The 23,124-nt window shown below is 70.4% G+C and carries 21 protein-coding genes and 1 pseudogene; 1 reads left to right on the top strand and 21 read right to left on the bottom strand.

The window, feature by feature from the left end:
- Window positions 1-234: 234 nt before the first annotated feature.
- The 3 genes from E6P78_RS12045 to E6P78_RS12035 form a co-directional block, all read right to left on the bottom strand.
- Complete coding sequence (locus E6P78_RS12045) at window positions 235-768, bottom strand: hypothetical protein (RefSeq protein WP_136203533.1); 534 nt, start codon at window positions 766-768, stop codon at window positions 235-237.
- Window positions 769-965: 197 nt separating this feature from the next.
- Complete coding sequence (locus E6P78_RS12040; protein WP_136203532.1) at window positions 966-2,216, bottom strand: MFS transporter; 1,251 nt, start codon at window positions 2,214-2,216, stop codon at window positions 966-968.
- A gap of 1 nt (window position 2,217) precedes the next feature.
- Window positions 2,218-3,345: a ThiF family adenylyltransferase gene (locus E6P78_RS12035; RefSeq protein ID WP_168712607.1), complete on the bottom strand. Its 1,128-nt coding sequence runs from the start codon at window positions 3,343-3,345 to the stop codon at window positions 2,218-2,220.
- Between the two features lie 590 nt (window positions 3,346-3,935).
- On the opposite strand from E6P78_RS12035, the gene E6P78_RS12030 reads away from it, so the two are divergent.
- A complete protein-coding gene (locus E6P78_RS12030; RefSeq protein ID WP_168712606.1) occupies window positions 3,936-4,781 on the top strand; it encodes a LuxR family transcriptional regulator in 846 nt (281 codons plus the stop codon).
- Between the two features lie 489 nt (window positions 4,782-5,270).
- Here the strand turns inward: E6P78_RS12030 and E6P78_RS12020 are convergent, their stop codons facing one another.
- The 18 genes and pseudogenes from E6P78_RS12020 to E6P78_RS11935 all read right to left on the bottom strand — a co-directional run bounded on the left by E6P78_RS12020 (window position 5,271) and on the right by E6P78_RS11935 (window position 23,117).
- Window positions 5,271-5,870, bottom strand: coding sequence for a DNA-3-methyladenine glycosylase I (locus tag E6P78_RS12020; RefSeq protein ID WP_136203529.1), 600 nt, complete (start codon window positions 5,868-5,870; stop codon window positions 5,271-5,273).
- A complete protein-coding gene (locus tag E6P78_RS12015; RefSeq protein ID WP_136203528.1) occupies window positions 5,867-6,541 on the bottom strand; it encodes an alpha-ketoglutarate-dependent dioxygenase AlkB in 675 nt (224 codons plus the stop codon). Before E6P78_RS12015 ends, E6P78_RS12020 begins: the two co-directional genes overlap by 4 nt.
- Complete coding sequence (locus tag E6P78_RS12010; RefSeq protein WP_136203527.1) at window positions 6,538-7,107, bottom strand: ABC transporter substrate-binding protein; 570 nt, start codon at window positions 7,105-7,107, stop codon at window positions 6,538-6,540. The genes E6P78_RS12015 and E6P78_RS12010 overlap by 4 nt, the downstream gene beginning before the upstream one ends.
- The gene (locus E6P78_RS12005) at window positions 7,104-7,406 is read right to left on the bottom strand and encodes an Ada metal-binding domain-containing protein (protein WP_136203526.1); all 303 of its coding nucleotides are present in this window, start codon (window positions 7,404-7,406) and stop codon (window positions 7,104-7,106) included. The genes E6P78_RS12010 and E6P78_RS12005 overlap by 4 nt, the downstream gene beginning before the upstream one ends.
- Window positions 7,403-8,122 carry a 2OG-Fe(II) oxygenase gene (locus E6P78_RS12000; protein WP_136203525.1) on the bottom strand — a complete coding sequence of 240 codons (720 nt, stop codon included), beginning with the start codon at window positions 8,120-8,122 and terminating at the stop codon, window positions 7,403-7,405. The genes E6P78_RS12005 and E6P78_RS12000 overlap by 4 nt, the downstream gene beginning before the upstream one ends.
- Before the next feature lie 93 nt (window positions 8,123-8,215).
- Window positions 8,216-8,371 (bottom strand): annotated as a pseudogene (locus E6P78_RS11995) (MGMT family protein); the annotation flags it as partial.
- 30 nt (window positions 8,372-8,401) lie between these two features.
- On the bottom strand, window positions 8,402-8,905 hold the full coding sequence (locus tag E6P78_RS11990; protein WP_136203524.1) for a methylated-DNA--[protein]-cysteine S-methyltransferase: 504 nt from the start codon (window positions 8,903-8,905) through the stop codon (window positions 8,402-8,404).
- Between the two features lie 80 nt (window positions 8,906-8,985).
- Entirely contained in the window at window positions 8,986-10,446 is a 1,461-nt protein-coding gene (locus E6P78_RS11985) for an AlkA N-terminal domain-containing protein (protein ID WP_136203559.1), read from the bottom strand.
- Window positions 10,447-10,556: 110 nt separating this feature from the next.
- Window positions 10,557-11,249 carry a 2OG-Fe(II) oxygenase gene (locus tag E6P78_RS11980; protein ID WP_240799156.1) on the bottom strand — a complete coding sequence of 231 codons (693 nt, stop codon included), beginning with the start codon at window positions 11,247-11,249 and terminating at the stop codon, window positions 10,557-10,559.
- A gap of 316 nt (window positions 11,250-11,565) precedes the next feature.
- A complete protein-coding gene (locus tag E6P78_RS11975) occupies window positions 11,566-12,003 on the bottom strand; it encodes a nuclear transport factor 2 family protein (RefSeq protein WP_136203522.1) in 438 nt (145 codons plus the stop codon).
- An 80-nt stretch (window positions 12,004-12,083) separates the two neighbouring features.
- Entirely contained in the window at window positions 12,084-12,944 is an 861-nt protein-coding gene (metF, locus tag E6P78_RS11970; RefSeq protein WP_136203558.1) for a methylenetetrahydrofolate reductase [NAD(P)H], read from the bottom strand.
- A gap of 50 nt (window positions 12,945-12,994) precedes the next feature.
- Window positions 12,995-13,999: a carbohydrate kinase family protein gene (locus tag E6P78_RS11965; RefSeq protein WP_136203557.1), complete on the bottom strand. Its 1,005-nt coding sequence runs from the start codon at window positions 13,997-13,999 to the stop codon at window positions 12,995-12,997.
- Between the two features lie 5 nt (window positions 14,000-14,004).
- Window positions 14,005-15,213, bottom strand: coding sequence for a methionine adenosyltransferase (gene metK, locus E6P78_RS11960; protein ID WP_136203521.1), 1,209 nt, complete (start codon window positions 15,211-15,213; stop codon window positions 14,005-14,007).
- Entirely contained in the window at window positions 15,213-16,655 is a 1,443-nt protein-coding gene (locus E6P78_RS11955) for a lyase family protein (protein ID WP_136203520.1), read from the bottom strand. Before E6P78_RS11955 ends, metK begins: the two co-directional genes overlap by 1 nt.
- Window positions 16,652-18,610, bottom strand: coding sequence for an FAD/NAD(P)-binding domain-containing protein (locus tag E6P78_RS11950; RefSeq protein WP_136203519.1), 1,959 nt, complete (start codon window positions 18,608-18,610; stop codon window positions 16,652-16,654). The genes E6P78_RS11955 and E6P78_RS11950 overlap by 4 nt, the downstream gene beginning before the upstream one ends.
- Window positions 18,607-20,271, bottom strand: a complete 1,665-nt coding sequence (locus E6P78_RS11945; protein ID WP_136203518.1) for an FAD-dependent monooxygenase — start codon at window positions 20,269-20,271, stop codon at window positions 18,607-18,609. Before E6P78_RS11945 ends, E6P78_RS11950 begins: the two co-directional genes overlap by 4 nt.
- The gene (locus E6P78_RS11940; RefSeq protein WP_136203517.1) at window positions 20,272-22,098 is read right to left on the bottom strand and encodes an FAD-dependent monooxygenase; all 1,827 of its coding nucleotides are present in this window, start codon (window positions 22,096-22,098) and stop codon (window positions 20,272-20,274) included.
- Entirely contained in the window at window positions 22,095-23,117 is a 1,023-nt protein-coding gene (locus E6P78_RS11935; RefSeq protein ID WP_136203516.1) for a methyltransferase, read from the bottom strand. The genes E6P78_RS11940 and E6P78_RS11935 overlap by 4 nt, the downstream gene beginning before the upstream one ends.
- Window positions 23,118-23,124 lie beyond the last annotated feature (7 nt).

Raw genomic sequence — 23,124 nt, 5'->3', positions numbered from 1 at the left:
CTCGTTCACCAGAAAGGTGCCTTGATCCTCTGCCCGGATACGTCCTCAACACGCGCATCCTTGCAGGTCAACGGCGCCTTTCTGCTGTCAGGGCGTCAGCTCGGACAATTTCGGTGAATAGCCGGGGTTCGGCTGTCTTGGGGAGGATGCCGAGCACCGCCCTGTCCCCGACGAACGGGCGCACACACGAAAGACCACCTGGAAGAGCACACCGCGCACCCCAGCCCCTTGCTGTCACAGCTTCAGCAGGACGTGGAGGCCCTCGGAGACCAGAAGGGCAGCGCGGCCGCGAGCCCCGCACCGGCACGGCGAACCGGGCTCCCCGCCCCCGCCGGTGAGATGGGCGACCAGGGCAGTGGCGTCGTCCGCGTACGGGCCGCTCAGCTCCCGGGCGCACCGGACGGCGTCGACGACGATGTGCGCGGCGGCCGTGCGCGGGCCGGCGATGAGGTAGGAGGCGAGGTCGTGGCCGACATTCTCGTGCGGCAGGTAGGCGCCGTCGGAGACCAGGAGCGGCCGGCCCGGCCGTGCCGGGCCGCGCAGGAATTCGATCGCCGGATGGCCCCGGATGCGTTCGGTGTCCTGGCCGCTTCGTACCCCGCCGAGGCAGGCGGTGATCAGGCTGGGGTCTCCGCAGCCCTCGTAGGCGCGGCGTGCGTTGTGGTCCTCGGTGAGCAGGTGCAGGTGTGCCTTGAGGAGGAGGTAGGCGCGTGCTTCTGCGGAATCACCTCGGCCTGCGCCCGATACGCGAGGAACAGAAGTGGGCACAGGCGTCGGCCTCGCAGGTCGTGGGGCTGGAAGGGCGGATCAGGGCTTGATCCGATCTGGTCCTTCGTCAGCAGGCAAGGGGTACCGCTGGGCCCTGTCCGGAGTTCCCCGGCTGTGCCCCGACGCACGCTCGCCGCTGCGCCCGCGCTCCGCGTGGACGACGCGGCGCTGGGCAGGGCCGGGTCGCGACCGCGCGTTCACGATGTCTGTTCCCCGACCGGTGATGGGGCCGGGCCCTCCTTCGTCGTCTCGGATGCCCTTGAGTCACCCCGCAGCGGGGAGAACCAGGCGAGCGCCGCGATGCCCAGACGGACGACCCCGCTCACCACCATGATCAGGTAGATGTTGTGGAAGTTGCTCTCCAGTACACCGCCGAGTAGCGCGGCCAGTGGGATCGAGGCGAACGCCAGCATGCGCGTACTCGCGACAACCCGCCCCAGCAGATTGCCGGGCACGATTTTCTGACGCATCGTGAACCAGGTCACCACGTTGATCGAGGCGCAGCTGAAGAGCAGCGCCCAGTCCAGCCCGATGAGCACGGGGTCGCGCAGGGGGATCAGGATCAGGGTGGTGCACCCCGCGATCGCCGTGGTGACGATGATGATGCGCCCCGAGTCGAACCTTTCGTTGAGGCGTCCGGCCAGGGCCGCACCCACGAGGGCGCCAACGCCCTGGCATCCGATCACGACACCGAGCACGGTCGAGTTCAAGTGTCGGTAGGTCGTCAGGTAGAAGACGAAGTTCGCCTGGACGATCCAGGTGGCGAAGTTGGTTCCGGTGAAGATCAGCGATCCGGCCAGAAGCGCCTTGTTCTTCTTGACGATGTACTTGCCGGCCTCGCCGATGTCCTTGAGGATGGACGATCGCACGGTCCTGTCCTGTCCGGGAGAGCCCACCTTGCCGATCAGCAGGATGGCGCCGGCCGAGACGAAGAAGGTGCACGCGTTGAAGGTCACCGTCGTGCCATAGCCGAACAACGCGATGGCTCCGCCCGCCACGGCCGGTCCGAGCATCACCATCAGGTTGTCGCCGGACTGCAACCAGCCGTTGGCCTTCCCCAGCTTCTCCTTGGCCACGATGTCGGGCAGGAGACTCTGGAACGCGGGATGGTAGACGGGGTCGACGCACCCGAGCAGAAAGGCGGCCAGGAGAATCGGCCACAGGTGCGTGGTTCCCGCGATGACCAGGACGGCCAGTGCTGAAGCGAGGAGCGCTGCCGCGAGGTCGCCGCCGATCAGGATGGAGCGCCGGTTCCAGCGGTCGGCCCAGACGCCGCCCGGCAGCGAGAGCAGGAGAAAGGGAACGTATTCGACGACGTACACAAGGCTGGTGCTCAGCGCCGATCCCGTCTGGTGCAGGACCAGGAGCGGGAGGGTGATTCTGTACACCCAGTTGCCTATCGACGAGGTCAAGTAGGCGCTCAGGAGCAGGTAGTACCGCTTTCCCATGTCAGCCGATCGTAAAGGGGTGGACGTGTGCGGCTTCCCCGCACACTGGGCAGTCCGCTGCCCGGGTCCAGTGTTCCGCCTCGGTCATCGCGTAGTCCTGGAAACGCAGTTCCATCAGGCGATTGGTGGCTACTGCGGGGGCCATCTTGGTGACCAGACGGGTCAGCTCGCCGAGCAGGAAGCCTGTCGTCATTGTCACCAATGGGACGAACGCCGCGTTGTCGCCACCGATCCGGCGTTCCGTCTTCTCGTTGAGAAGCCCGTCCGACACCGGATCTGTCTCGGAGACCTGACGCCGCCAGCACTGCACACAGCCGGTCGCACCGGGAACCACCGTGTAGTAGAAGGCGCGCTGGGTGTCCAGGCCACCCGTGGTGAACGGGATTCCGGTCTGCGCGCAGGCCTGGTTGACCCAGCTCATGATCTCGACCTTCGGGCGGTCCGCGACACAGATGACGACGTCACACCCGGTAATGACGTCGATGACGTCCTGGACCGAGCTGATCCTCATGTCCACCGGGTCCACGTGCATGCGGGAGTTGAACTCCTTGACCCTTTCGACGGCCAGCGGGAGTTTGCTCTGTCCGAGATCGGCCTCACGGTAGAGAATCTGCCGGTTCAGGTTGGACAGCTCGACGCGGTCGAACTCGACCACACGAACGTTGCCGATCCCCAGCCCGGCCATGTCGAGCAGGAGATGGCAGCCGAGCCCGCCGAGTCCGAGCAGGGCGACCCTGCAGTCGCGGAGCTTCGCCTGCATCTCGTATTTGTTGTCGGCGAGCCGTGCGTACGAGCCGAAGAAGTTGATATTCCGCTTCCAGCGGCTCAGCTCGTACTCGTCGAGGAGTCCCTCGGGTGAGGCAGCCGCGTTGAGCAGGAACCCCGCAGCATCGAACTGCTCCAGCACCGCTACGGTCTCGTCCAGGGTCACCTCGGGGTGATCAGCGGACAGCGCCTCGTGGACCGCCACGGGAGATCGGGTTCCGTCCAGGAGCGCCAGGAGCCGGCGAACAGCGCCGCTGGGGTCGTCAACCGCTGTGACTTCTCCGAAGCCGTTGATGAGTACCCTGGCGCCGGAGCCGTAGACAGGGTTGGTGTGCTTCAGAAGAGGCAGTGCGTCCTTGTCCATGGGCATGAGCACTCCTAGGGGTTGCTTGAAGGCATGATTGACACAGGGCAGCACCCGCAAGCGGGTACTGCCCTGTAGGGGACCGGAGGCCAAGCCCTCGGAATCCCGATCCGCAGTCGGCGGGCGCTTGGTCCGCTCGCCGACTACGGGTGTCGGTCCTGGCGGGGCGTTCAGCCCTCGCCGACGACGCCGGCCGTGCTCGACTTCAGGGTCTTCAGCTCGATGGACATACTGACCACTCCTTTCTCATCTCATGAAACTGACATTTCCGCACCAAAACGGAACGGAAACCTCTTGAGGTATCCAGAAACAACCCGACCGGATTTCGCCGTACGGGAGGTTCTTGGACCGGCACAACACTTGCACATGTTGTAGCTTCTGTGATCATTTCGCGGGAGTCAGGTTTCCGCCATGACACAAAGAGGAGGGGTCAAAGCATGCCTAAAAGGCATCCGGTGAACCAAACGCATAACGCCCTGGAAGACGAGGACAGTTGCGCGGTCTACACAGCCCTCCTCGCGGACCAGGGCTCGACCCGCTCTGAATTACGCACAAAGGCAAGGCTTCCGCTCCCCGTGTTCACGGCGGCCATGGAACAGCTGCACCGCCTCGGTCTGGTCGAACGCGACCCATCAGCAGATGAACGGCTCCTGGCCCTACCGCCGGCCACAGCCATGATCCGTACCTGCGGTGACGATCTCCGGTACCTGGCCGAGAAGCAGGAACGCGTATACCGCGTCACCGCCTCGCTCTCGCCGTACAGCCGTGTGTACAGGGAGATGCCGAGCAGCGGCGGAATCACCGCATCCGGTAAACGGCTGCTGAACCGAGCGGAGGTAGGCGAAACCCTCCGCGACCTCACGGCGGGCGCACGCGGAGAGATACTCACCTCCCTTCCGACGGGCGAATCGGAGGAGTTATTCACCCTCACGGAGAACGCGCTGCGGCGAGGAGTCCGACTGCGGGCGCTGTACCGGAGTTCCGTCCAGTTCAACCAGTCGTCGGCGCGTGACACGCAGCGGCTGATCCGGCTGGGTGCCGAAGTGCGGCTGGTCGAGGACGGCTTCACGGAGATCGTCGTGATCGACCGCAGCGCGGCCGTCCTGCCGCTGAGGGATGACGCCGAAGGCGCCCTGGTCGTTCAGGACCCCCATGTGGTGCACTTCATCGTCAACGCCTACTCACGGGCATGGGCGGAAGGCAGCGCCTTCCCCGTCCGGTACCGAAGGCAGCAGGTCCTTGAAGCCTCCGACCGCACGAAACACGTCATCATGAAGCTGCTCGCGGAGGGAGCAGAGGTGCCCACGATCGCCAAGCGGCTCGCCATCTCCCCCCGGACCTGTCAGCGGCACATCTCCGAGATCATGAACAGGCTCGGAGCGCGGAACCGGTTCCACGCCGGCTATCTGGTGGGCCAGCGCGGCCTGGTCGACTAGAAGTCGCGCCCCTCGCACCGGTCCGAGACCTGCGGTCGGTGGAACACGACAGACCCGCCACCCGTATCGTCAGCGGCGGAATCCCGGTCCCCCGCGAATCAACTGCGAACTGACCACGCCGGGGCGGACGCTGCCCGGCCCATCTGCGGATTGCTGCGCGTGAGTGGCGGCGCGTCCGCCGGAGTCGCGAAATGCACGGGAAACGCACGAGGGAGCCCGCGGCCGCGCGGCGATCGTGGACCGTACCCACAAACAGCAGTGGCCGCGCTTCGCACGGTCCTTCCCCGGCCGTACCGAGCTGATCACCGCCGACAGCAGCGCGGCTGCGTCCCTCGATCCGCTGCGCGTCTTCACCCAGAACCGCGGCGAGGAGAAGGCGAATCTGGCCGGGGCGCAGCGCCGCGGCAAGAGTTTCCTGCACATGCTGCTCGGCATTCAAGTCCCGGGGGGGGGGCGGTGCGCGCACGCCCCCCGGGACCGATGTGCTGGTCATCGGATTGGCGGGGCCGCGGACGGTCCGCGGCGGTGGCAGGTGAGCAGGTGGGTGTTGATGAGGCCGGTGGCCTCCATAAGGGCGTGCATTCCGGTGGGGCCGACGAAGGTGAGGCCGTGGGCGCGCAGGGCCCTGGCGAGGGCAGCGGACTCAGGGCTGCTGGTGGGGATGTCGGTGTGTTGGTGGGGCTCGGGGGTGGTGGCCGGACGGTGGGCGAGGACGAGTTGTTCGAGGCCGCCGCAGTCGTGGAGGCGTAGGCGGACGACGGCGCGGGCGTTGGTGCGGGCGGCTTCGATCTTCTTCCGGTTACGGATGATGCCCGGGTGGTTGGTGAGTTGTTTGATACGGCTGTCGGTGAGGCGGGCGACGGTGTCGGGGTTGAAGTCGTCGAAGGCGTCGCGGAAGGCGGGGCGTTTGGCCAGGACCGTGCGCCAGCTCAGGCCGGCCTGGAAGGCTTCGAGGCTGACGCGTTCGAACAGGGCCGCCTCGCCGGTGACGGGCGGTCCCCATTCGGTGTCGTGGTAGTCGCGCAGCAGGTCGTCGGCACCGGCCCACGGGCAGCGGGCCAGTCCGTCTGCGCCGATCACGGCAGTCACCACGTGTCCTCGGGTTCGGTGAGGCCTGTGACGCGCATCGTGATGTTCAATCGGCCGGAGCCCAGGCCGCAGGCGGGGTCGGCGGTGTCTTGGTGGACCTTGGGAACACCGTGGTAGACGTAGCGGGAGGGGCCGCCGAAGACGAACAGGTCGCCGGATGCGAGTTCGATGTCCGTGTAGGGCCGGGTGCGGGTCTGCGTGTTTCCGACGCGGAAGACGCAACTGTCGCCGATGGACAGGGACACCACGGGTGCCGGGGAGTGTTCGTCGTTGTCCTGGTGCATGCCGAGCCGGGCCTGCCCGTCGTAGAAGTTGATCAGCGCGGTGTCCGGGGTGTAGCGGTCCGCCGTCTGTTGGTCGTGGTACGCCTCGCACACGGCGCGGCGGCCGAGGCGGACCATCCAGTCAGGGAACGGGGCGACCTGTTCGCCGTTCACGTCGTCGGCGGTGCGGGTGTAGCGGTAGGGCTGCCAGTGCCAGCCGATGCAGACGGTCTGCACGGACATGACGCCGCCGCGCGGCAGCCGGGTGTGGCGGATGGGGACCGGGCTGGTGGCCCAGGTGCGGCAGGCGGCGACCAGTTCGCGCTGCTCGTGGAGGGTGAGCCAGCCCGGCACGTGTATCGCGCCGGGTGCGATCTCCATGGTGGGGCGGGCAACCAGCGCGCTCATGCGCTCGCCTCCGCCGCCGGGTAGGTGGTGACCTGGGCCCCGTCGACGTCCCAGGTGCCGCCGTCGGCGCTCGCGCCGCGCAGCCCGCTCAGGGCACCGGGGCCGGCGAGCGCGGGCAGGAGGGAAGTGCTCAGCGAGGCGAACGCCACGGCGCGGGCCGGCTCGAAGTCGGTGGACGTGCGCAGGCGGCGCGCGAGTTGGGCGAAGCCCAGCACGGAGGCGGCGAACACCCAGGCGTCAGGGGTCTGGGCCGTCAGCCGCCGGGCCGGACGCAGCCAGGACGCGGCCGTCTCCGGCCAGTTGACGACCGTGAGCACACGTCCGCCGTGGGCTGTCCACGCGTCCTCGAACGCCTGGGCGGCTGCGCGGGAGGCGTCGTCGCGGCTGTGCCCGATCACGGCCGTCTCGGTCCGCTGCCTCGGCCCCGTCAGCAGGCCCAGGAGCGAGGCGAGTTCAGCGTCGGTGTGGGGCTGGGGCGGGGGTAGGTCGCCGGCGTGGGCGGCGAGATCGGCGGGGTTGATGAGGGGAGAGCGGGAGTCTCCGTCCCGTCCGGTGAGGGGGTTCATCGGGTTGTGCCTTCTTGTTCGGCTTTCCAGCGGGCGTAGGCGACGGGCAGGCACACGGCGCAGGGCCGGTGTCCGGCGGCGACGGCGGTGGCTTCGTCGGCGAAGAACACCCGGTGGGTGGTGTAGTGGCCGCGGGCGATGGCCCGCAGCGCGGACGGGCAGTCCAGCCGCCCGTACAGCCGACTGCGGCGGTGCCCGCCGAGCGTGCCGGGTGTCTGGCTCCGGTAGGGCCGTCCGTCCGTGCCGCACAGGGTGTACGTGCGTACCGGCCCGGCGTCATCGGCTGGGGCGGGAGTCATGCGGCGTCGTGAAAAACGAGGCCGAGGGTGTGCCGTGTGCCGGAGCGGACGGTGCTCACGCCGTGGCGCATCGGCCCGTTCGACCAGCCGCGTTTGGTGGCCACGGGCCGGTCGCGGGTGGTGAAGACCAGGCCGTGGCCCTGGAGCAGGGTGGTGGCCGAGCCGCGGGTCTGTGCCCGGGGCCGCTGTTCGGTCATCAGGAACTCCCCGCCGGTGAAGTCGGTGCCGGGGGTGTTGAGGCCGATGACGACCTGCAGGGGGAAGACCATGTCACCGAACACGTCGCGGTGCAGGGCGTTCCAGTCGCCGGGCCCGTAGCGCAGAAGAATCTGAGCGGACTTGTTCTGTCCGGCCTCGTGGCACATCGTCAGCCACTCGGTCAGGGTGTCGGGCCAGGGTGCGGGCTTGCCCAGTTTGACGGCCCAGGCCCGTGCGATGGGCAGCAGACGGGGATAGATCGCCTCGCGCAGGTCCCGCACGAGGTCAGGCAGGTCGTGGGTGAAGTAGCGGTACTGGCCGGAACCGAACCGGTGGCGGGCCATGTCCACGGTCGTACGGAAGCGGTCGGGCTGGTCGTAGAGAGCGGTGAGCTCGCGGCACTGGGCGGGTGTGATCAGCGGCCCGGTCGGGGCGTTGCCGTGTGTGTCGAGTTCGGCCTCCAGGGCAGCCCAGTCGGTCTGTGCGACCGAGCTCTCGAGCCGGGTGGTCTCGGTCATGTCGGGGGTTCCTTGCGTTGGTGGGGAGGGTGGTGCCGCCCGGGTGGCGTCCGCCGTCCGTGAGCGGGCGTGTGGGGGCTGGGGTGGGGCGGGTCAGGCGGCGCGGTGGACGTTTTTCGGGTCCAGGAGCCGCTGCTTGCGCTCCAGGCCGCCGGCGTAGCCGGTCAGCCGGCCGTCGGCGCCGGTGACGCGGTGGCTTGGGCGTACGACCAGCGGCTGGCTCGCGCCGATCGGTGTTCCCCCGGACCGCCGCGGCCCGGGGGGACACCGCCGCGGTGTTCAGATGAGGGTCGGCTGCAGGGCGCCTTCGTGAGTGAGCAGGTGCATCTTGCGCTCGACGCCGCCCGCATAGCCGCGCATCGTGCCGTCCGCGCCGATGACCCGGTGGCAGGGGCGTACCAGCAGCAGCGGGTTCGCGCCGATTGCCGCACCCACTGCCTGGCTCCGCTCGCGCGGCAGTTCAAGTTGGGCGCACAGAGCGCCGTACGTGGTCGTGGTGCCGTACGGGATCTCCTCCAATGCCCTCCAGACGCGCTGCTGGAAGTCCGTTCCACCGGAGGTGAACGGGATGTCGAAGCTGGTGAGTTCGCCCGCGAAATACGCCTCCAGTTGGCGGATGACGTCCGCGAGCGGCTTCGTGGTACGCCGCCATCCGGGGCGCGGGGGCGGGGCGTTCTTCTGTCCGGGCATGGACAGTGAGGTCAGGGTGAGCCCATCGACGCTTTCCTCGCCCACCAGAAGCAGGTCGCCCAGCGGGCTGGTGATCGTTGTGCAGGCGGTCATCGTCGCGTCCTTCTCGTCAGTCTTCGGTCCACCGTCAACTGTGGTGGCCGGCGGCCCCCGGCGCTGGCGGGATTCGGACGTCACGCTGCGGGGGTGCGGCGTCGGTCTGCTGCCGTGTTCCAGAAGTGGTGCATGGCGTAGGTGCGCCAGGGGCGCCACCTCTCGGCGTCGACCGGATCGGCGCCCGCCAGTCGCATGCCGGCCTGGACGGCGACGTCGCCGGTCAGTAGGACGTCGGGGTCACCCAGCGCCCGCATGCGGATGTAGCCGGCCGTCCAGGGGCCGATGCCGCGCAGGCCCAGCAGCTTCTTCTCCGTCTCGTCGCGGTCCGCGCCCGCGTCCAGGCACACGGTGCCGTGCGCGAGTGCGGCGGCGATGGTGCGTACGGTCCTGCGGCGGGAGTCGGGCATGCCGAGCTCGGTCAGGGGCGCTTCCGCGAGGTCGTCTGCGCCGGGGAACACATGGGTGAGGCCGCTGTTAGGAGTGGGAAGCAGCCGGCCGTAGGCGGTCACCAGCGCCTTGCCGAGTTTCCGTCCGGCGGAGACGGAGACCTGCTGGCCCAGTACGGCGCGGATCGCCAGCTCGTGCGGGTCGGCCGCCCCGGGGGCACGCAGCCCGCGCCTGACCCGGACGAGTGGGGCGAGCGCCGGGTCGGCGCCGAGCCGCTCGGTGACCGCGTACGGATCGGCGTCCAGGTCGAACAGACGGCGGATGCGCTGTGTGGCGGTGGTCAGGTCCCGCAGGTCGCCCAAGTTCAGGTGGCACTCCAGCCAGCCGCCGCCGAGCTTCTCGCTGACCTCGGCGATCCCGGGGCCGTGAGGCAGGCCCAGGGTGCGCCGGTAGGTGCGCCTGCCCCGGCTGCCGGTCATCTCCTCGATGCCGTCCAGGGCGCGGGCGGCGAGGTGGTCGAAGACCTCGGCCGCGTCGTAGGGGCCACGGTAGGCCAGCCGCAGCGGTATGCCCGCCGCGCTGCCGGTGCTGCCGTATCGGGAGGTGCGGCCCGGCCGGGCCGCACGCAGCTCGCTGGGGGTGAGAGCGTAGATCTCACGGATGGTGTCGTTGAACTGCCGCACGCTCGCGAATCCTGCCGCGAAGGCGATCTCCGTGGCCTGAAGGGACGTGGTCTGCAGCAGGACCCGCGCGGTGTGCGCACGCTGGGCGCGGGCGAGTGCGATCGGGCCGGCGCCCAGTTCGGCGTTCAGCTGCCGCTGCACCTGTCGGGCGCTGTAGCCCAGGCGCGCAGCCAGGCCTGCGACGCCCTCCCGGTCCACGATGCCGTCGCCGATCAGCCGCACGGCACGGCCCACCACGTCCGCCCGCGTGTTCCAGGCGACGGAACCGGGCACCGCGTCCGGGCGACAGCGCCGGCAGGCGCGGAAACCCGAGTGCTGGGCGGCCGCCGCCGTGGGGAAGAAGCTCACGTTCTGCCGCTTCGGTGTGGTGGCGGGGCAGCTGGGACGGCAGTAGATACCGGTCGTCGAGACGGCGAAGAAGAACTCGCCGTCGAAACGGGCATCGCGGCTGCGCACAGCTTCGTACATGCTGTCTTCGCTGGTCACCACGTCAGTGTGCGGCAGCCCGCCACGAGGCGCTGGCGGGAAATGGACGCCAAGCTCCCTGCGGGGTGAGCAGGCAGGGCACCCGGTGCAGGTCAGCGGGCGTTGTGGAAGATGAGCCCGAGAGTGGTGCGCTGCCCGGTCTCGACGGCGTTCGTGCCGTGGCGCATCGGATGGCGCCGGAAGCCGTGCTTGCTGCGGATCGGCCGGTGCCGGACGGGGAAGATCATTCCCTGGCCGAGTTCGGGTTTGACCACGATCGCGCGGGACTGGAAGCGGGGGCGCTGCTCGACGAACACGTTCTCGCCGCCGGTGAAGTCGTCGCCGGGCTGGTTGAGCATGACCGCGATCTGCAGTGGAAAGACGATGTCACCGTAGATGTCCTGGTGCAGGCACGCGTAGTCACCGGGGCCGTACTGAAGGATGAGCGGTGTGGAACGGCTCTGCCCGTTGTCCGCGCATTCGGCCAGCAACTCCTCCAGGGAGAGCGGAAAGGTGCGCTCTCCCAGCTGCGGCGCCCACTGGTTGGCCATCCACGCCATCGACGGGTACAGCTGCTCCCGCAAGTTCTGGATCACCGGCACAGCAGCCGGGTCGGCGTAGTACTTGTAGGTGCCGCGGCCGAACTGATGTCGCTGCATGACGACCGTGGAGCGGAACAGGCCGGGCTGCTCGAAGGTGTCGATGATCTCCTGGCACTGCGCGCGCGACAGCAGAGGCGGGGTGAGGGCCACGCCCTCCTCGTTGAGCTGGGCGTACAGCCGGCCCCAGTCGAGTGCGTCGAGCAAGGGCAGATCGTCCGATGCGGGTACCCGCGGCGGCCGGCCGGCCGGTGAGACAGGAAGGAACAGGGTGTCGGCGGGAAGGGCGGACTGGTTCATGAAGACGTCTTTCGTAGATCTGTGGCACCGGGGCAGGTCTGCGAGCCTCCTCGACCGGGGCGGTGCCTTCTCCTGCGCCGCCCTCGATCGTCGCTCCCGAGTCGACCAAGCGCTGGCGGCATTCGGACGTCGCGTTCACTCCAGCTGGATCACCCCTGTACGCCCGCGCCGCGCATCAGCGGAAGTTGATGACCAGGGGCTGTCCCGTACTCCCCGGCCGCGTTCACGCGGGGAGCGTCAGCGCGGCGGTAACCGCGGCCGGGTCCCAGTAGAAGGGGCGGATCTCCGCGATGCGGCCGTCCCGTACCGTCATCTCCTGCACGATCCGGGTGTCCAGTTCGTGGCCCGTCGCCCGGGCCACGAACCGGACATGGTTGGTCACGACGACCTCCTGGCCGTCCACGAAGCAGCGCTGGTCCAGGAACTCCATGGTCTGCCAGGCCTCCCCCATGACGGCCAGGAACCGTTCGATCCCCTCCGGGCCCTGCCAGGTTCCGGAGTACGGCAGGCCGGGCGCCTGGTGCAGTGTCACGTCCGGAGCCAGGCACGCGGCGATCTCGTCGAAACTCGCCGCACCGGGGCCGCCGGCCTCGACATAGGCGGCTTCAGCGGCGTAGAAGCGCTCAAGGGTCTGGGCCGCGCTGGTATCACGTGTCGTCATCGTCTCTCCCGGGTCTCACAGCGGTCGCGGTGCGGCCGCCAAAAGGCCAACGAGAGGTGAGAAGTCCTGGTTACGCCGATTCAGGGATGGATGTTCTGGTGTATTTCGAGTGTCACCGTGGAGCGGTTGAGCGTGATGTAATGCAGCCCCGGTGCCTCCTCTCCCAGGAGGCGTTCGGCCAGCGCCGTGGCGTGCTCGACACCTATGCGACGGCCTTCGGCCGGACGGTCGCGGGCCTTGTGCAGCCGCTGCGCGAGACCGGTGGGAACGGTGGCGTCGGAGAGCTCGGCGAACCGGCTGATCTGCCGTACGTCCGTGGCGGGCATGATCTCCGGGATGATGGGGATGTCGCACCCGGCCCGTACGACGCGGTCCCGGAGCCGTAGGTAGTCCTCCGCGTCGAAGAACATCTGGGTGATGGCGAAGTCGGCGCCGGCCCGGCACTTGGCGACGAAGTGCCGGATCTCGCTCTCCCAGTCCGGTGAGCGCGGGTGGCGTTCCGGGAAGGCGGCCACGCCGATTCCGAAGTCGCCCAGTCCCCCGATGAGTTCGACCAGTTCGCGGGCGTATGTCAGCCCGTCGGGATGCGGCGTCCAGAGCCCTCGGGGGTCCCCCGGCGGATCTCCGCGCAGCGCCAGGACGTCGCGCACGCCCGCGTCCGCGTACTGGCCGATGATGTGGCGCAGTTCGGCCACCGAGTGGCCCACCGCGGTCAGGTGGGCCACCGGCCTCAGCGAGGTCTCGGCGGCGATGCGCCGGGTCACCTCGACGGTGCGGTCACGCGAGGACCCCCCGGCTCCGTAGGTGACCGAGACGAAGGAGGGGGCCAGCGCCTCCACCCGCCGGACCGCCTCCCACAGGGCCTTGTACCCGGCCTCGGTCCTGGGTGGGAAGAACTCGAACGAGAACGTCCGCTGCCCGGAGGCCAGTTGGTCGCGCACCGAGGCGGCGCTGCGTGAGCGCGGGCGGTGGGGGTGCGTCGGGAGAACAGTCACGGCAGGTCCGCGAGGAGTGGTTCCAGGGCGGCAGCCGCCCCCGAGCCATAGGCCTCGGTGACACGACGGCGCACCTCGGCCGGCACGATCTCGTACTCCTGGGTGCCCACCGATTCCAGGGCCGTGGTGGCCAGCGTGCAGCCCAGCCGGACGGCCTGCTCGGTCGCGATCCCTTGAGCCACCGCCGCCAGGAACCCCGCCCTCAGCGCGTCGCCGACTCCGGTCGGATCAGCCGGTCGGCGCGTGGGCAGCGCCGGAACGTGACGGACGGGTGCGGAGCGTTCCAGGATCTCGGCGCCCTCGGCCCCGCGCGTGCGAATCCAGATGCCGACCCGGTCCAGGACGTCCGTGCGCGACCATCCGGATCGTTCGAGCAGGAGCGCGGACTCGTACTCGTTGGTGAACAGGTACCGGGCACCGGTGACCAGCGACCGGGTCTGTTCGCGGTCGAGGCGGGCCAGTTGCTGGGAGGGGTCGGCGGCGAAGGGGACGCCGAGTTCGGTGCATTCGTGGGTGTGACGGAGCATGGCCTCGGGATCGTCCGGAGCGATCAGCACCAGGTCGAAGGGGCCCGTGCGCCGCGCGGTGTCGCCGAGGGAGATGGTCCGGGCCTCCGCCATCGCCCCGGCGTAGAACGTGGCGATCTGGTTGTGCTCGGCATCCGTGGTGCACATGAACCGGGCGGTGTGCAGGGTCTCGCTCATGTGCACGGCTCGGGTGTCGACGCCATTGTTGACCAGCCATGCGGCGTAGTCGGCGAAGTCGTGGCCGACCGCGCCGATCAGGACGGGGGTGAGGTTGAGCCGGGCCAGTCCGATCGCGATGTTGGCGGCGACGCCGCCGCGGCGCACCTCGAGGGTGTCGGCGAGGAACGACAGGGAAACGTGGTCGAGTTGGCCGGGGATGAGCTGGTCGGTGAAGCGTCCGGGGAAGACGGCCAGGTGGTCGGTGGCGATCGAGCCGGTGACGGCGATGCGCGCGACGGGGCTACTTGTCGGCATGTCGGTCACAGGCCCGCAGCGATCCTGAGCTGTGCGGCACGATCCGTGCGTTCCCAGGTGAAGTCGGGCAGTTCGCGGCCGAAGTGGCCGTAGGCGGCGGTCTGCGCGTAGATCGGGCGCAGCAGGTCGAGGTCGCGGATGATCGCAGCCGGGCGCAGGTCGAAGACCTCCTCGATGGCCCGCTCTATGCGCTCCTGGGCCACGATGCCGGTGCCGAAGGTCTCGACGAACAGGCCGACCGGGCGGGCCTTGCCGATGGCGTACGCGACCTGGACCTCGCAGCGTTGGGCGAGGCCGGCGGCGACGACGTTCTTGGCGACCCAGCGCATCGCGTACGCGGCGGAGCGGTCCACCTTGGAGGGGTCCTTGCCGGAGAAGGCGCCGCCGCCGTGACGGGCGTAGCCGCCGTACGTGTCGATGATGATCTTCCTGCCGGTCAGGCCCGCGTCGCCCATGGGGCCGCCGATCTCGAACCTCCCGGTCGGGTTCACCAGGAGGCGGTAGCCCTCGGTGTCCAGCTTGATGCCGTCGTGGGCCAGTTGGGCCAGCACGTGCTCCACCACGTACTCGCGGACATCGGGCGCGAGGAGGGCGTCCAGGTCGATGTCGGGCGCGTGCTGCGAGGAGACCACGACCGTGTCCAGGCGCACCGGCCGACTGCCCTGGTATTCGATGGTCACCTGTGTCTTGCCGTCCGGGCGCAGGTACGGCATGACGCCGTCGCGCCGTACCGCGGTGAGGCGGTGGGCCAGCCGGTGGGCCAGGTCGATCGGCAGGGGCATGAGCGTCGGGGTCTCTTCGGTGGCGTAGCCGAACATGAGTCCCTGGTCGCCCGCTCCTTGCCGGTCGAGGGCGTCGTGCCCGTCGCGGTCCCGGGACTCGAAGGCCTCCTCGACCCCCTGGGCGATGTCCGGCGACTGGCTGCCCAGGGAGAGGGACACCCCGCACGACGCTCCGTCGAACCCCTTGGCCGACGAGTCGTAGCCGATCGCCAGAACGGTGTCGCGCACCAGTTGGGCGATCGGCGCGTACGCCGTGGTGGTGACCTCACCCGCGATGTGCACCTGCCCGGTGGTGATCATGGTTTCGACGGCTACGCGGGAGGCGGGGTCCTCGCGCAGCAGGGCGTCGAGGATCGCGTCGCTGATCCGGTCGGCGATCTTGTCGGGGTGGCCCTCGGTGACGGACTCCGAGGTGAAGAGGCGACGGGACATCACAGCTCCTGGGAGTGAGGGGGGCGCGGCGCGGGCTCGGCGAGCGCGCGGGCCACGAGGGCGCGGGCGCCCCCGGTGTAGGCGGTGGGATCGAGCAGGTGTGCCAGCTCGTCGGGGGTGAGATGTGCGCTCGCCTCGGGCCGGGCGCTCAACACGTCGGCGAGAGGGCGCCCTTCCGTCTCGGCGGCGAGGGAGGCCTCGGTCAACAGTTCCTTCGCGGATACGCGGCCCAGGTGCGGTGCGAGGGCGGCGGCGAGGCGTTCGGTGGCGATCCGGCTGCCGGTGAGGCCGAGGTTCTCCCGCATGCGCCGGGGGTGCGGGGTGAGCCCTTCGGCCAGTTCGGCGGCGGTCCAGGCGGCTCCGCCGGTGAGGCGCAGCGCCTCGCGCAGCAGCAGCCACTCGGCGTGCCAGACCCCGGCCGACCTTTCGTCCTCGGTGATCAGGCATTGCGTCAGTCCCTGGGCCAGGGAGGGGACCTGCAGGGATGCGCTGCGGACGAGCGTGGAGAGCACGGGATTGCGTTTGTGGGGCATCGCCGACGAGCTGCCGCGCCCGTTCGCGGCGGGCTCGGAGACCTCGGCGATCTCTGTGCGCGACAGGACCTGGACGTCGGTGGCCAGCTTGCCGAGCGCGCCCGCGGCGAGGGCCAGTGCCGCGGCGACGTCGGCGACCGGTGTGCGCAGGGCGTGCCACGGCAGGCGTGGCCGGGCGAGGCCGGTCTCGGCCGCGTAGGCGTCCACGAGCCGGTCCTGGTAGTCGTCGGGCGGCGGGGTCCGCGGTGTCGGGCGCGCGAACTCCAGGTATCCGCCCAGCGTCCCGGCGGCTCCGCCCAGGGAGACGGGCAGGGTGCCGCGGGCGGCTGAAGTCCGGTCCACGGCGTCCAGGACGAGCTGTCGCCAGCCGGCGGCCTTGAGGCCGAAAGTGGTGGGCACCGCGTGCAGGGCCAGCGTGCGGCCGGCCATGACGGTGTCCTGGTGGTCTGCGGCCAGCCCGGCCAGGGCGTCGGCCGTCCGGTTCAGGTCGGCGAGCACGAGGTCCAGCACGCGGCGGGTCATGAGCATCATGCCGGTGTCCAGGACGTCCTGGCTCGTCGAGCCTCGGTGCACGTACTCGGCCGCCTCGGGGTCCTCGACCGCGACCACCCGGCCCAGCGCACCCACCAGGCCCACGACCGGGTTGGCCGTCTCCCTCGCCCGGACGGCCAGGTCCCGTAGGTCGAAATGTTCGGCGCGGGCGGCCCGGGTGATGACGTCGGCCGCTTCGGCGGGGACGGTGCCGAGCCGCGCTTGGGCCCGGGCCAGGGCGGCCTCGGCGTCCAGCATGGCCTGCAGCCAGGCTTGTTCACCAGTGGCCCGCTCGGCCGCCGTCCCTACCCTGACCGGGGAGAACAGGCCGGCGTCCGGTGCGCCGTCCCACGAGGCACCGCCGTTGTTCCGGGTCACGTGGTCATCTCCAGATGGTCGGGCGCGGGCGCGGGTGCGGACGGGGGGAGGTGGAGCACCGCACGGGCGATCGCGTCGGAGTCGCCGAGAATCACCGAGTTGACTCCGGGGCGGATGCCGGCGGCGGTGACCCAGTGCACCGATTCGGTGGGGACGCCGTAGGCGAAGCGCCGCGGATGGGCCCGGCCGTGGACGTCCACGGTGTGGTACGGGCGTGGGGTGACGGCCAGCCCGCCCGACTCGAAGACGGAGCCGCAGGAGCCGTCCAGTCGGTAGGGGGCCGCCTGTCCGGTGACGAGGAGGTACCGCAGCAGGGCGTCGGCGGTCTGCCGGACGTCGGGCTCCGGCAGCCGAGCCTCGATCAGCACGGACGCCCGTACCGGGTCTGCGATGACCTGGGGCGACGCCGCGACGAAGGCACCGTGGTCTCCCTCTTGCTCCAGGACGAACTCCGTTTCTGGGCCCAGTAGTTGCACGACGCCGGCCTCTATCAGGGCGCTCAGTTCCTCGATGCGGGACGCGGGCGGGCCGATGGACAGGAAGGCGTTGAGCGGCGTGTACCAGCCTTTGAGGTCGTCGCGGTAGGAGTTGCCCTCGAGTCCTCCGTGGTCGACCGCGAGCCGTATCTCGTTGCGCAGGTCCCGCAGTACGTCGAGGGCTGCCTTGAGCGGTCCGCTGACGTTTCCGTTCCGTGCTTCGCGGACGTCCTCGGCCAGGTAGTCGAGCAGCCAGCGGTGGAAATCGGCCCGGTCGGCGAAGAGGCGGCCTCCGGTGGGCCGCTGGAGGCGGTCCCAGTCCCAGCGCTCGTCCTCGGTGATGTTGTGTGCCCGCAGTACCGCCTCTCGTTGCCCCGGGGTGTCGGCGGCGAGGTACTCACCGCCGAAGTCCGCTGCCCGGATCTCGTGCCGGGACCGCAGCACCGTCTCGTAGTAGACGCTCTCGACCTCCTTGGCGATGAGGGGCCACAGGTCGGTGGCGAAGTGCACGCGCTCCCCGTTCTGGCCGCGGCGTCGAAGCGTCTCGATGGTCCGCGGTGTCAGCAGTCTGGGCTGGTGGCGCCCGTGCACGCCCTTCTCGTTCTCTCCGCGGGCGTGGTACGGGATGCCGCGCCGCGACCCCGCGTGAATCCGGGGCTCCCGTCCGGATGCGACGTACACCAGCCGGCCCGAGCGCCGGACGAACGTGCCTCCCCGTCCCCTGGTGAGCAGCGCCATCTGATCGAAGAAGTTGAGCCCGAGCCCACGGACGAGCACGGTCTGGCCCGGCTCGATGCACGACAGGTCCAGGTCTGCCGGGTTGGCCGGACGCACGTATGTCAGGCCCCGGCGCGTGGCGGCACGGGACCAGTCCGACTCTCGTGCGCTGGGCAGTTCGGGCAGATGACCGAGGGCCAGCACCACGGCGTCGAGACCGGGCAGCAGGGTACCGTCGGCGAGGGACAGCGCCTGCCGCACACCGGAGCCGGCCGCTCGGTCCCGCAGGGCCACGGCGCGGGTGGCGTGTTCGACGATGCGGCAGTGCGCCGGCGCCCGCTCACGGATGTGCCGGTAGGCGTCGACCAGGTAGCAACCGTAGAACGCGCGCGTGGGGTAGCCGTCCGGGTGCAGGGCCGTCGCCTCGGTGTACGTCGCCTCACCGAACACGTCGGGCCCGGCGGGCAGCACGACGGTGCGCGCCCATTCGTAGAGGTTCGGGCCCGGCTCCACCGGGCCCGCCATGTCGACCGTGTCGTCGGTGAACACGGTCACCTGGGATGCCACGGTGTTCATGAGGAGCAGCCGCGACTGGCTGGTGCGCCATACCCTCCCCGCGCCGGGCCGGTAGGGGTCCACGAGGTGCACGATCACCCGGTCGTGCCGTCCGTGCGCGCGTTCGTTGGCGCAGATCCGCTCCAGCACCGACAGGCCGCGCGGCCCCGCCCCGACGATGGCGATCTCCAGGCTCCCCTCGCTCACCGGGCCCCCCGGGCGCCGGTCACGAGTGCCACCAAGGCGTCGGGGTCCTGGGGCAGTTGGTCGCCGCGCCAGGCCACGTGCTGATCGGGCCTGATCAGCACGAGGTCCCGCTGATAGAGGTCCCGCGCCGCGTCCTGGTCGACGTCCAGCACGGTCAGCGGCATCCCGTGGGCCTGGGCGGCGGCCTCCAGCGGCTTGCCGGTCGGCGCCCGGCCCCCCAACCTGAGCAGGGTGAAGCCCGGTCCGAGCCGGTCGTACAGGGAGCTGCCCGGGCCGTGCCACGCGTCCAGCCACAGGTGCGGGGCGCGACCTCCCGGAACGCTGGACGGTGTGTAGGTCCCCCAGGAGTCCGCGGGCGGCGGCCCGTCCTGCGCGATGACGGGCGATCCGTCGTAGCGGGCGCCGAGCTGGACGCCGAGCGAGTGGGTCCGCTCGCCGTAGCAGCGCAATTGGTCGCCGACGCGCGCCCGCGCCGCCGCACCGTCCGGGCCGGGGTGTTCCAGTTCGGCGGGGCGCTCGACGGCTCCGAGCCCCATGTTGAGTTCCCGGGCGGCCGTCGTGTTCCGCCGGGCGGTCGGTCTGCGCTCGGCCTCGTAGCTCGCGAGCAGACCGGGGCCGCCCCAGCCGGCCAGGATGCCCGCCAGCTTCCAGGCGAGGTTGGCCGCGTCGTCCACTCCGGTGTTCATGCCGAATCCGCCGTTCGGCGTGAACAGGTGCGCCGCGTCACCGGCCAGCAGGATGCGGCCGATGGTGAAGCGCTCGGCGACCAGCGCCACGCCAGGCGTCCATGGCCGTCGGCCGAGCACCTCGACGGGCAACGGCATCCCCGCGCCGCGGCGCACCAGGTCCGCGATGTCGTCCGGTCCCGCGTCCGGCGCCACGGAGCTGGTCAGCAGGAAGAACTCGTCCGCCCCATTGAGGGAGATGAGGTTCATGGCCAGCTCGCTGTTGAGCGACCAGTAGCTCCAGGCGCGGCGGCCGGTCATCACGTCCCGGTGGAACGTGGGCAGGCGCAGGTGCGCCGCCGTCGCCCGGCTGCCCAGCACCTCCTGGTCCAGGGCTCCCTCTCCGTCGTACCGCACGCCGAGGGAGCGGCGGACAAGGCCGCGGCCTCCGTCGCAGCCCACCGCGAAGCGGGCGGTCCAGTGCTCGGCGGGGCCGTCCGCGGGCTGTGCCCGCAGGAACACGTGCTCGGCGTCCTGCTCGATGTCGGTGACCTGGCGTCCGAGGCGCAGGGTGATGTTCGGCCGGGTGCGGACGTGCTCGTACAGAAACCGCTCGACGTACATCTGGTTGGCGCGGTGCACCGGCTCCGGCGTCTGGTCGGTGGCCGGTGCCACGGCGGTCTGCCGCATTCTGCGGGCCCGGGAGGCCAGCTTGAGCCGGGAGAGCTCGGGGCCGGAGTAGCGGGTGAAGTAGGCGATGTCGGCGGGGTGTTCGGCGGGGAGTCCCAGGGCCCGGATCGGTGCGGAGATGCCGAGGCTGCGGTAATGCTCCATGGTGCGCGCGTTGTGGGTGTTTCCCCGTGGGACGTCGTACGGATTCTCTCCCTCGTCGAACACGACACTGCGCACCCCGTGCCGGTCGAGGAACAGAGCGAGCATGATGCCGACCGGTCCACCGCCGACGATGGCGACGGGTGTGTGCTGGGTCCGCTGCATCTAGCAGCCCTCCGGTCGGCCCAGGCCCACGCGCAGCGCCGCTTCGAGCGCCGGCGACGGGTCAGGGCAGTGGGCCAGGTGGCGGGCGACGACGAACCCGTCCGGGCGCACCAGGACGACTCCGTCGTCGTCGTGGCCGCGCAGACGGGTCCATATGCCCTCGATGTCCTGGAGTGCGCCGTCGGGGCCGACTGCGTACGCGTCGATACGGATGTCCAGGCGCGCGGCGAGGTCCCGTGCGGCCCGCAGCCATGCGTCCCCGCGCGCACCCGTGAGCAGCAGGAACGAACCGGGAGCGGTGTGCAGCTGATGGGTGGCGACACGCTGTTCGCGGCGGCGCAGCCAGGCGTGCGGAAGGCGGGCGCCGGGCCGGGCGGTCTGCCGGTACTCCAGTCCCAGGGGATCGGTCGGGGGGCGCGGGGTCCCGTCGGGAACCACGAATCCGGCGTCTCCGTACTCGTAGCCCATCTCCAGGCCGAGGTGGGCCGTCGTGATGCGGTTCGTGTCGAAGTACTCGCGCAGCACGGTGCGCCGGGTCTCGCCGTCCGGTGTGTCCGAGAACAGTGCGGTCATCTGCGCCCGGTTCCACTCGGGACGGGCTCCATGGACCACTCCGGTCCCGGCGGTGAACGCGATCTGGTTGAAGAGCGAGTACACCGCGCGTTCGACCACGCGCTGTGCCACGGGCCGGCGCTCGGCCTCGTAGCTGTCGAGGAGTGCCTCGCCCGCCGTTCCGGCGAGGACGTGCGCGAGCTTCCAGGCGAGGTTGTGCGCGTCCTGGATTCCGGTGTTCAGTCCCAGGGCCCCGGAGGGCGGATGCCGGTGGGCGGCGTCACCGACGAGGAAGACACGGCCGGCGCGGAACCGCTGCGCGACGGTGCCCTCGACGGGCCAGCGACTGATGCTCTCGACGTCCATGGGGTGGTCGTCCGGGAGTTTGAGCGTGCGCCGCACCATCTTGACGACGGTCTCGTCGTCGAGATCAGTGGCGCCCGTGGCACCCGGGGCCCTGGAGAACATGAGGGTCCACTCCTGGGAGTGGCGTCCCCAGCGGTCCGGGCCCATGGGGACGACACCGCAGTGTTCGAGGGTCCCGTCGTCGGAGAGGCTGGAGACACGGTTGACTACGGCGTCGTCGTACGGGATGAACGGCGAGAAGTCCGCCCGGACATGGAGGTTGATCCACTCCAGGAACGTCGGTGTTCCCTCCATCGGGATGCCCCGCAGCCGCCCGATGGTTTTGCCGCCGTCCGCCGCGATCACGTAGGAAGCGCGCACGCGGAAGATCCGCTTGTCCCGGCTGCTCCGGTCGAGGACGCTCGCGGTGACCCCGGTCGCGTCCTCTTCCAGGTCCAGGAGTTCGTGGTGGAAGAGCAGCGAGCCGGGGCCCCGCTGTTCGGCATGGCGGCGCAGCAGGGGCTCCAGCCAGCGCTGGCCGAGGTTGGCGTGCGGTTGCGCGGAGGCCACCGCGTACGGTGCGGCCAGGTCGCCGCCGCCGTAGGCGCTCGTGCGGTAAAGGACCTTGCGGTCGTAGGGTGCGTCGCCGCCCAGGCTGGTCAGCCAGACCATCGCGCCGCAGTTCTCCGGTGGCGCGCCCTCGCGGTAGACGTCGTCGGCGACCTGGTGGTGGGCGAGGATCTCCATGGTCCGGGCGTTGAGGATGTGAGCCTTGGGCTGCACGGACGTGGAGGGGTGGCGCTCGACGAGGAGCGACTCGATACCGAGGTCGGACAGGGCCAGTGAGGCGGTCAGTCCGGACCCGCCGCCTCCCACGATCAGTACGGGGACCCGCCGCTCGATGGTCCCGTCGGCCCGCTGGGCGCTCACTTGTCCTCCTCTGCCTGCTCGACGACCAGCAGGCTTGTCTCCAGCGCGAGTCGGTGCACGGACCGCAGGCGCAGGCCGGCGCCTTCCAGCAGGCCGCGGTAGCCGTCGAGGGTGCGCTCGCGGCCGCCTGCGGCCATGAGCAGATGCAGGTCCCACAGCAGCGGGAGCAGTTCCTGGTCTCCTCCGGGGCCGGGGATCACCCGCTCCACGACGAGCAGCCGGGCCGTTGGCGGCATCGCCTCGCGCAGCACCTTGAGCAGCCGCACGCAGGAGGCGTCGTCCCAGTCCTGCAGCACCCGGGAGAGCAGATAGACGTCCGCGCCGCCGGGGACGCTCTCGAAGAGGTCGCCCGCCGCGGTGTCGTAGCGGTCGGCGCCGAGGACGCTGCCGAGGGCGGCCTCGGCGACCGGAATGACGTGCGGGAGGTCGAAGAGCACGCCGTGCAGCCCGGGATGGGCCTGCAGCACGGTCGACAGCAGGGTGCCCGCGCCACCCGCCACGTCGACGACGGTGCGGGCGGACGAGAAGTCGTGGGCGGCCGCGACGTCCTGGAAGAAGACGTTCCCGGCGTTCATCGCGCGCTGGAACCGGACGGCGGCCTCGGGGTCGCTCAGGAGGTGGGTGCGCAGCGGCACGCCGAACGCGTGCTGGAACCCCGAGGTACCTGTGCGGACCGCGTCCACGACGTCGCCCCACGCGCGGTGGAACTCCTGCCCGTAGACGACCGCCATGTCGCGCATGGACCGGTCGTGGTCGCCGCGCAGGAGGTCGCCGGCCGGGGTGAGGCGGTAGCCGGCGTCGCCTCCCCCGTCGAAGAAGCCCATGGCTGTCAGCAGCCGCATGAGCCGTTCGACGGCGTCCTTGTCGCAGTCGGTCGCGGCGGCCAGCGCCGCGGTGGTGGTGTGTCCTGCCTGGATGTGGTCGGGTATGCACAGTACGGCGGCCGCGTGCAGCGCCTGGGCCTGCCAGGCGCCGGTGAGAACGTCCACCACGCGGCGCGCGGGAAGCGCGTCGGCCATGTCTCGT

It is taken from the genome of Streptomyces sp. A0958, from assembly GCF_004795035.1.
GTDB lineage: Bacteria > Actinomycetota > Actinomycetes > Streptomycetales > Streptomycetaceae > Streptomyces.
This window is presented reverse-complemented; position numbering and strand designations above follow the sequence as displayed.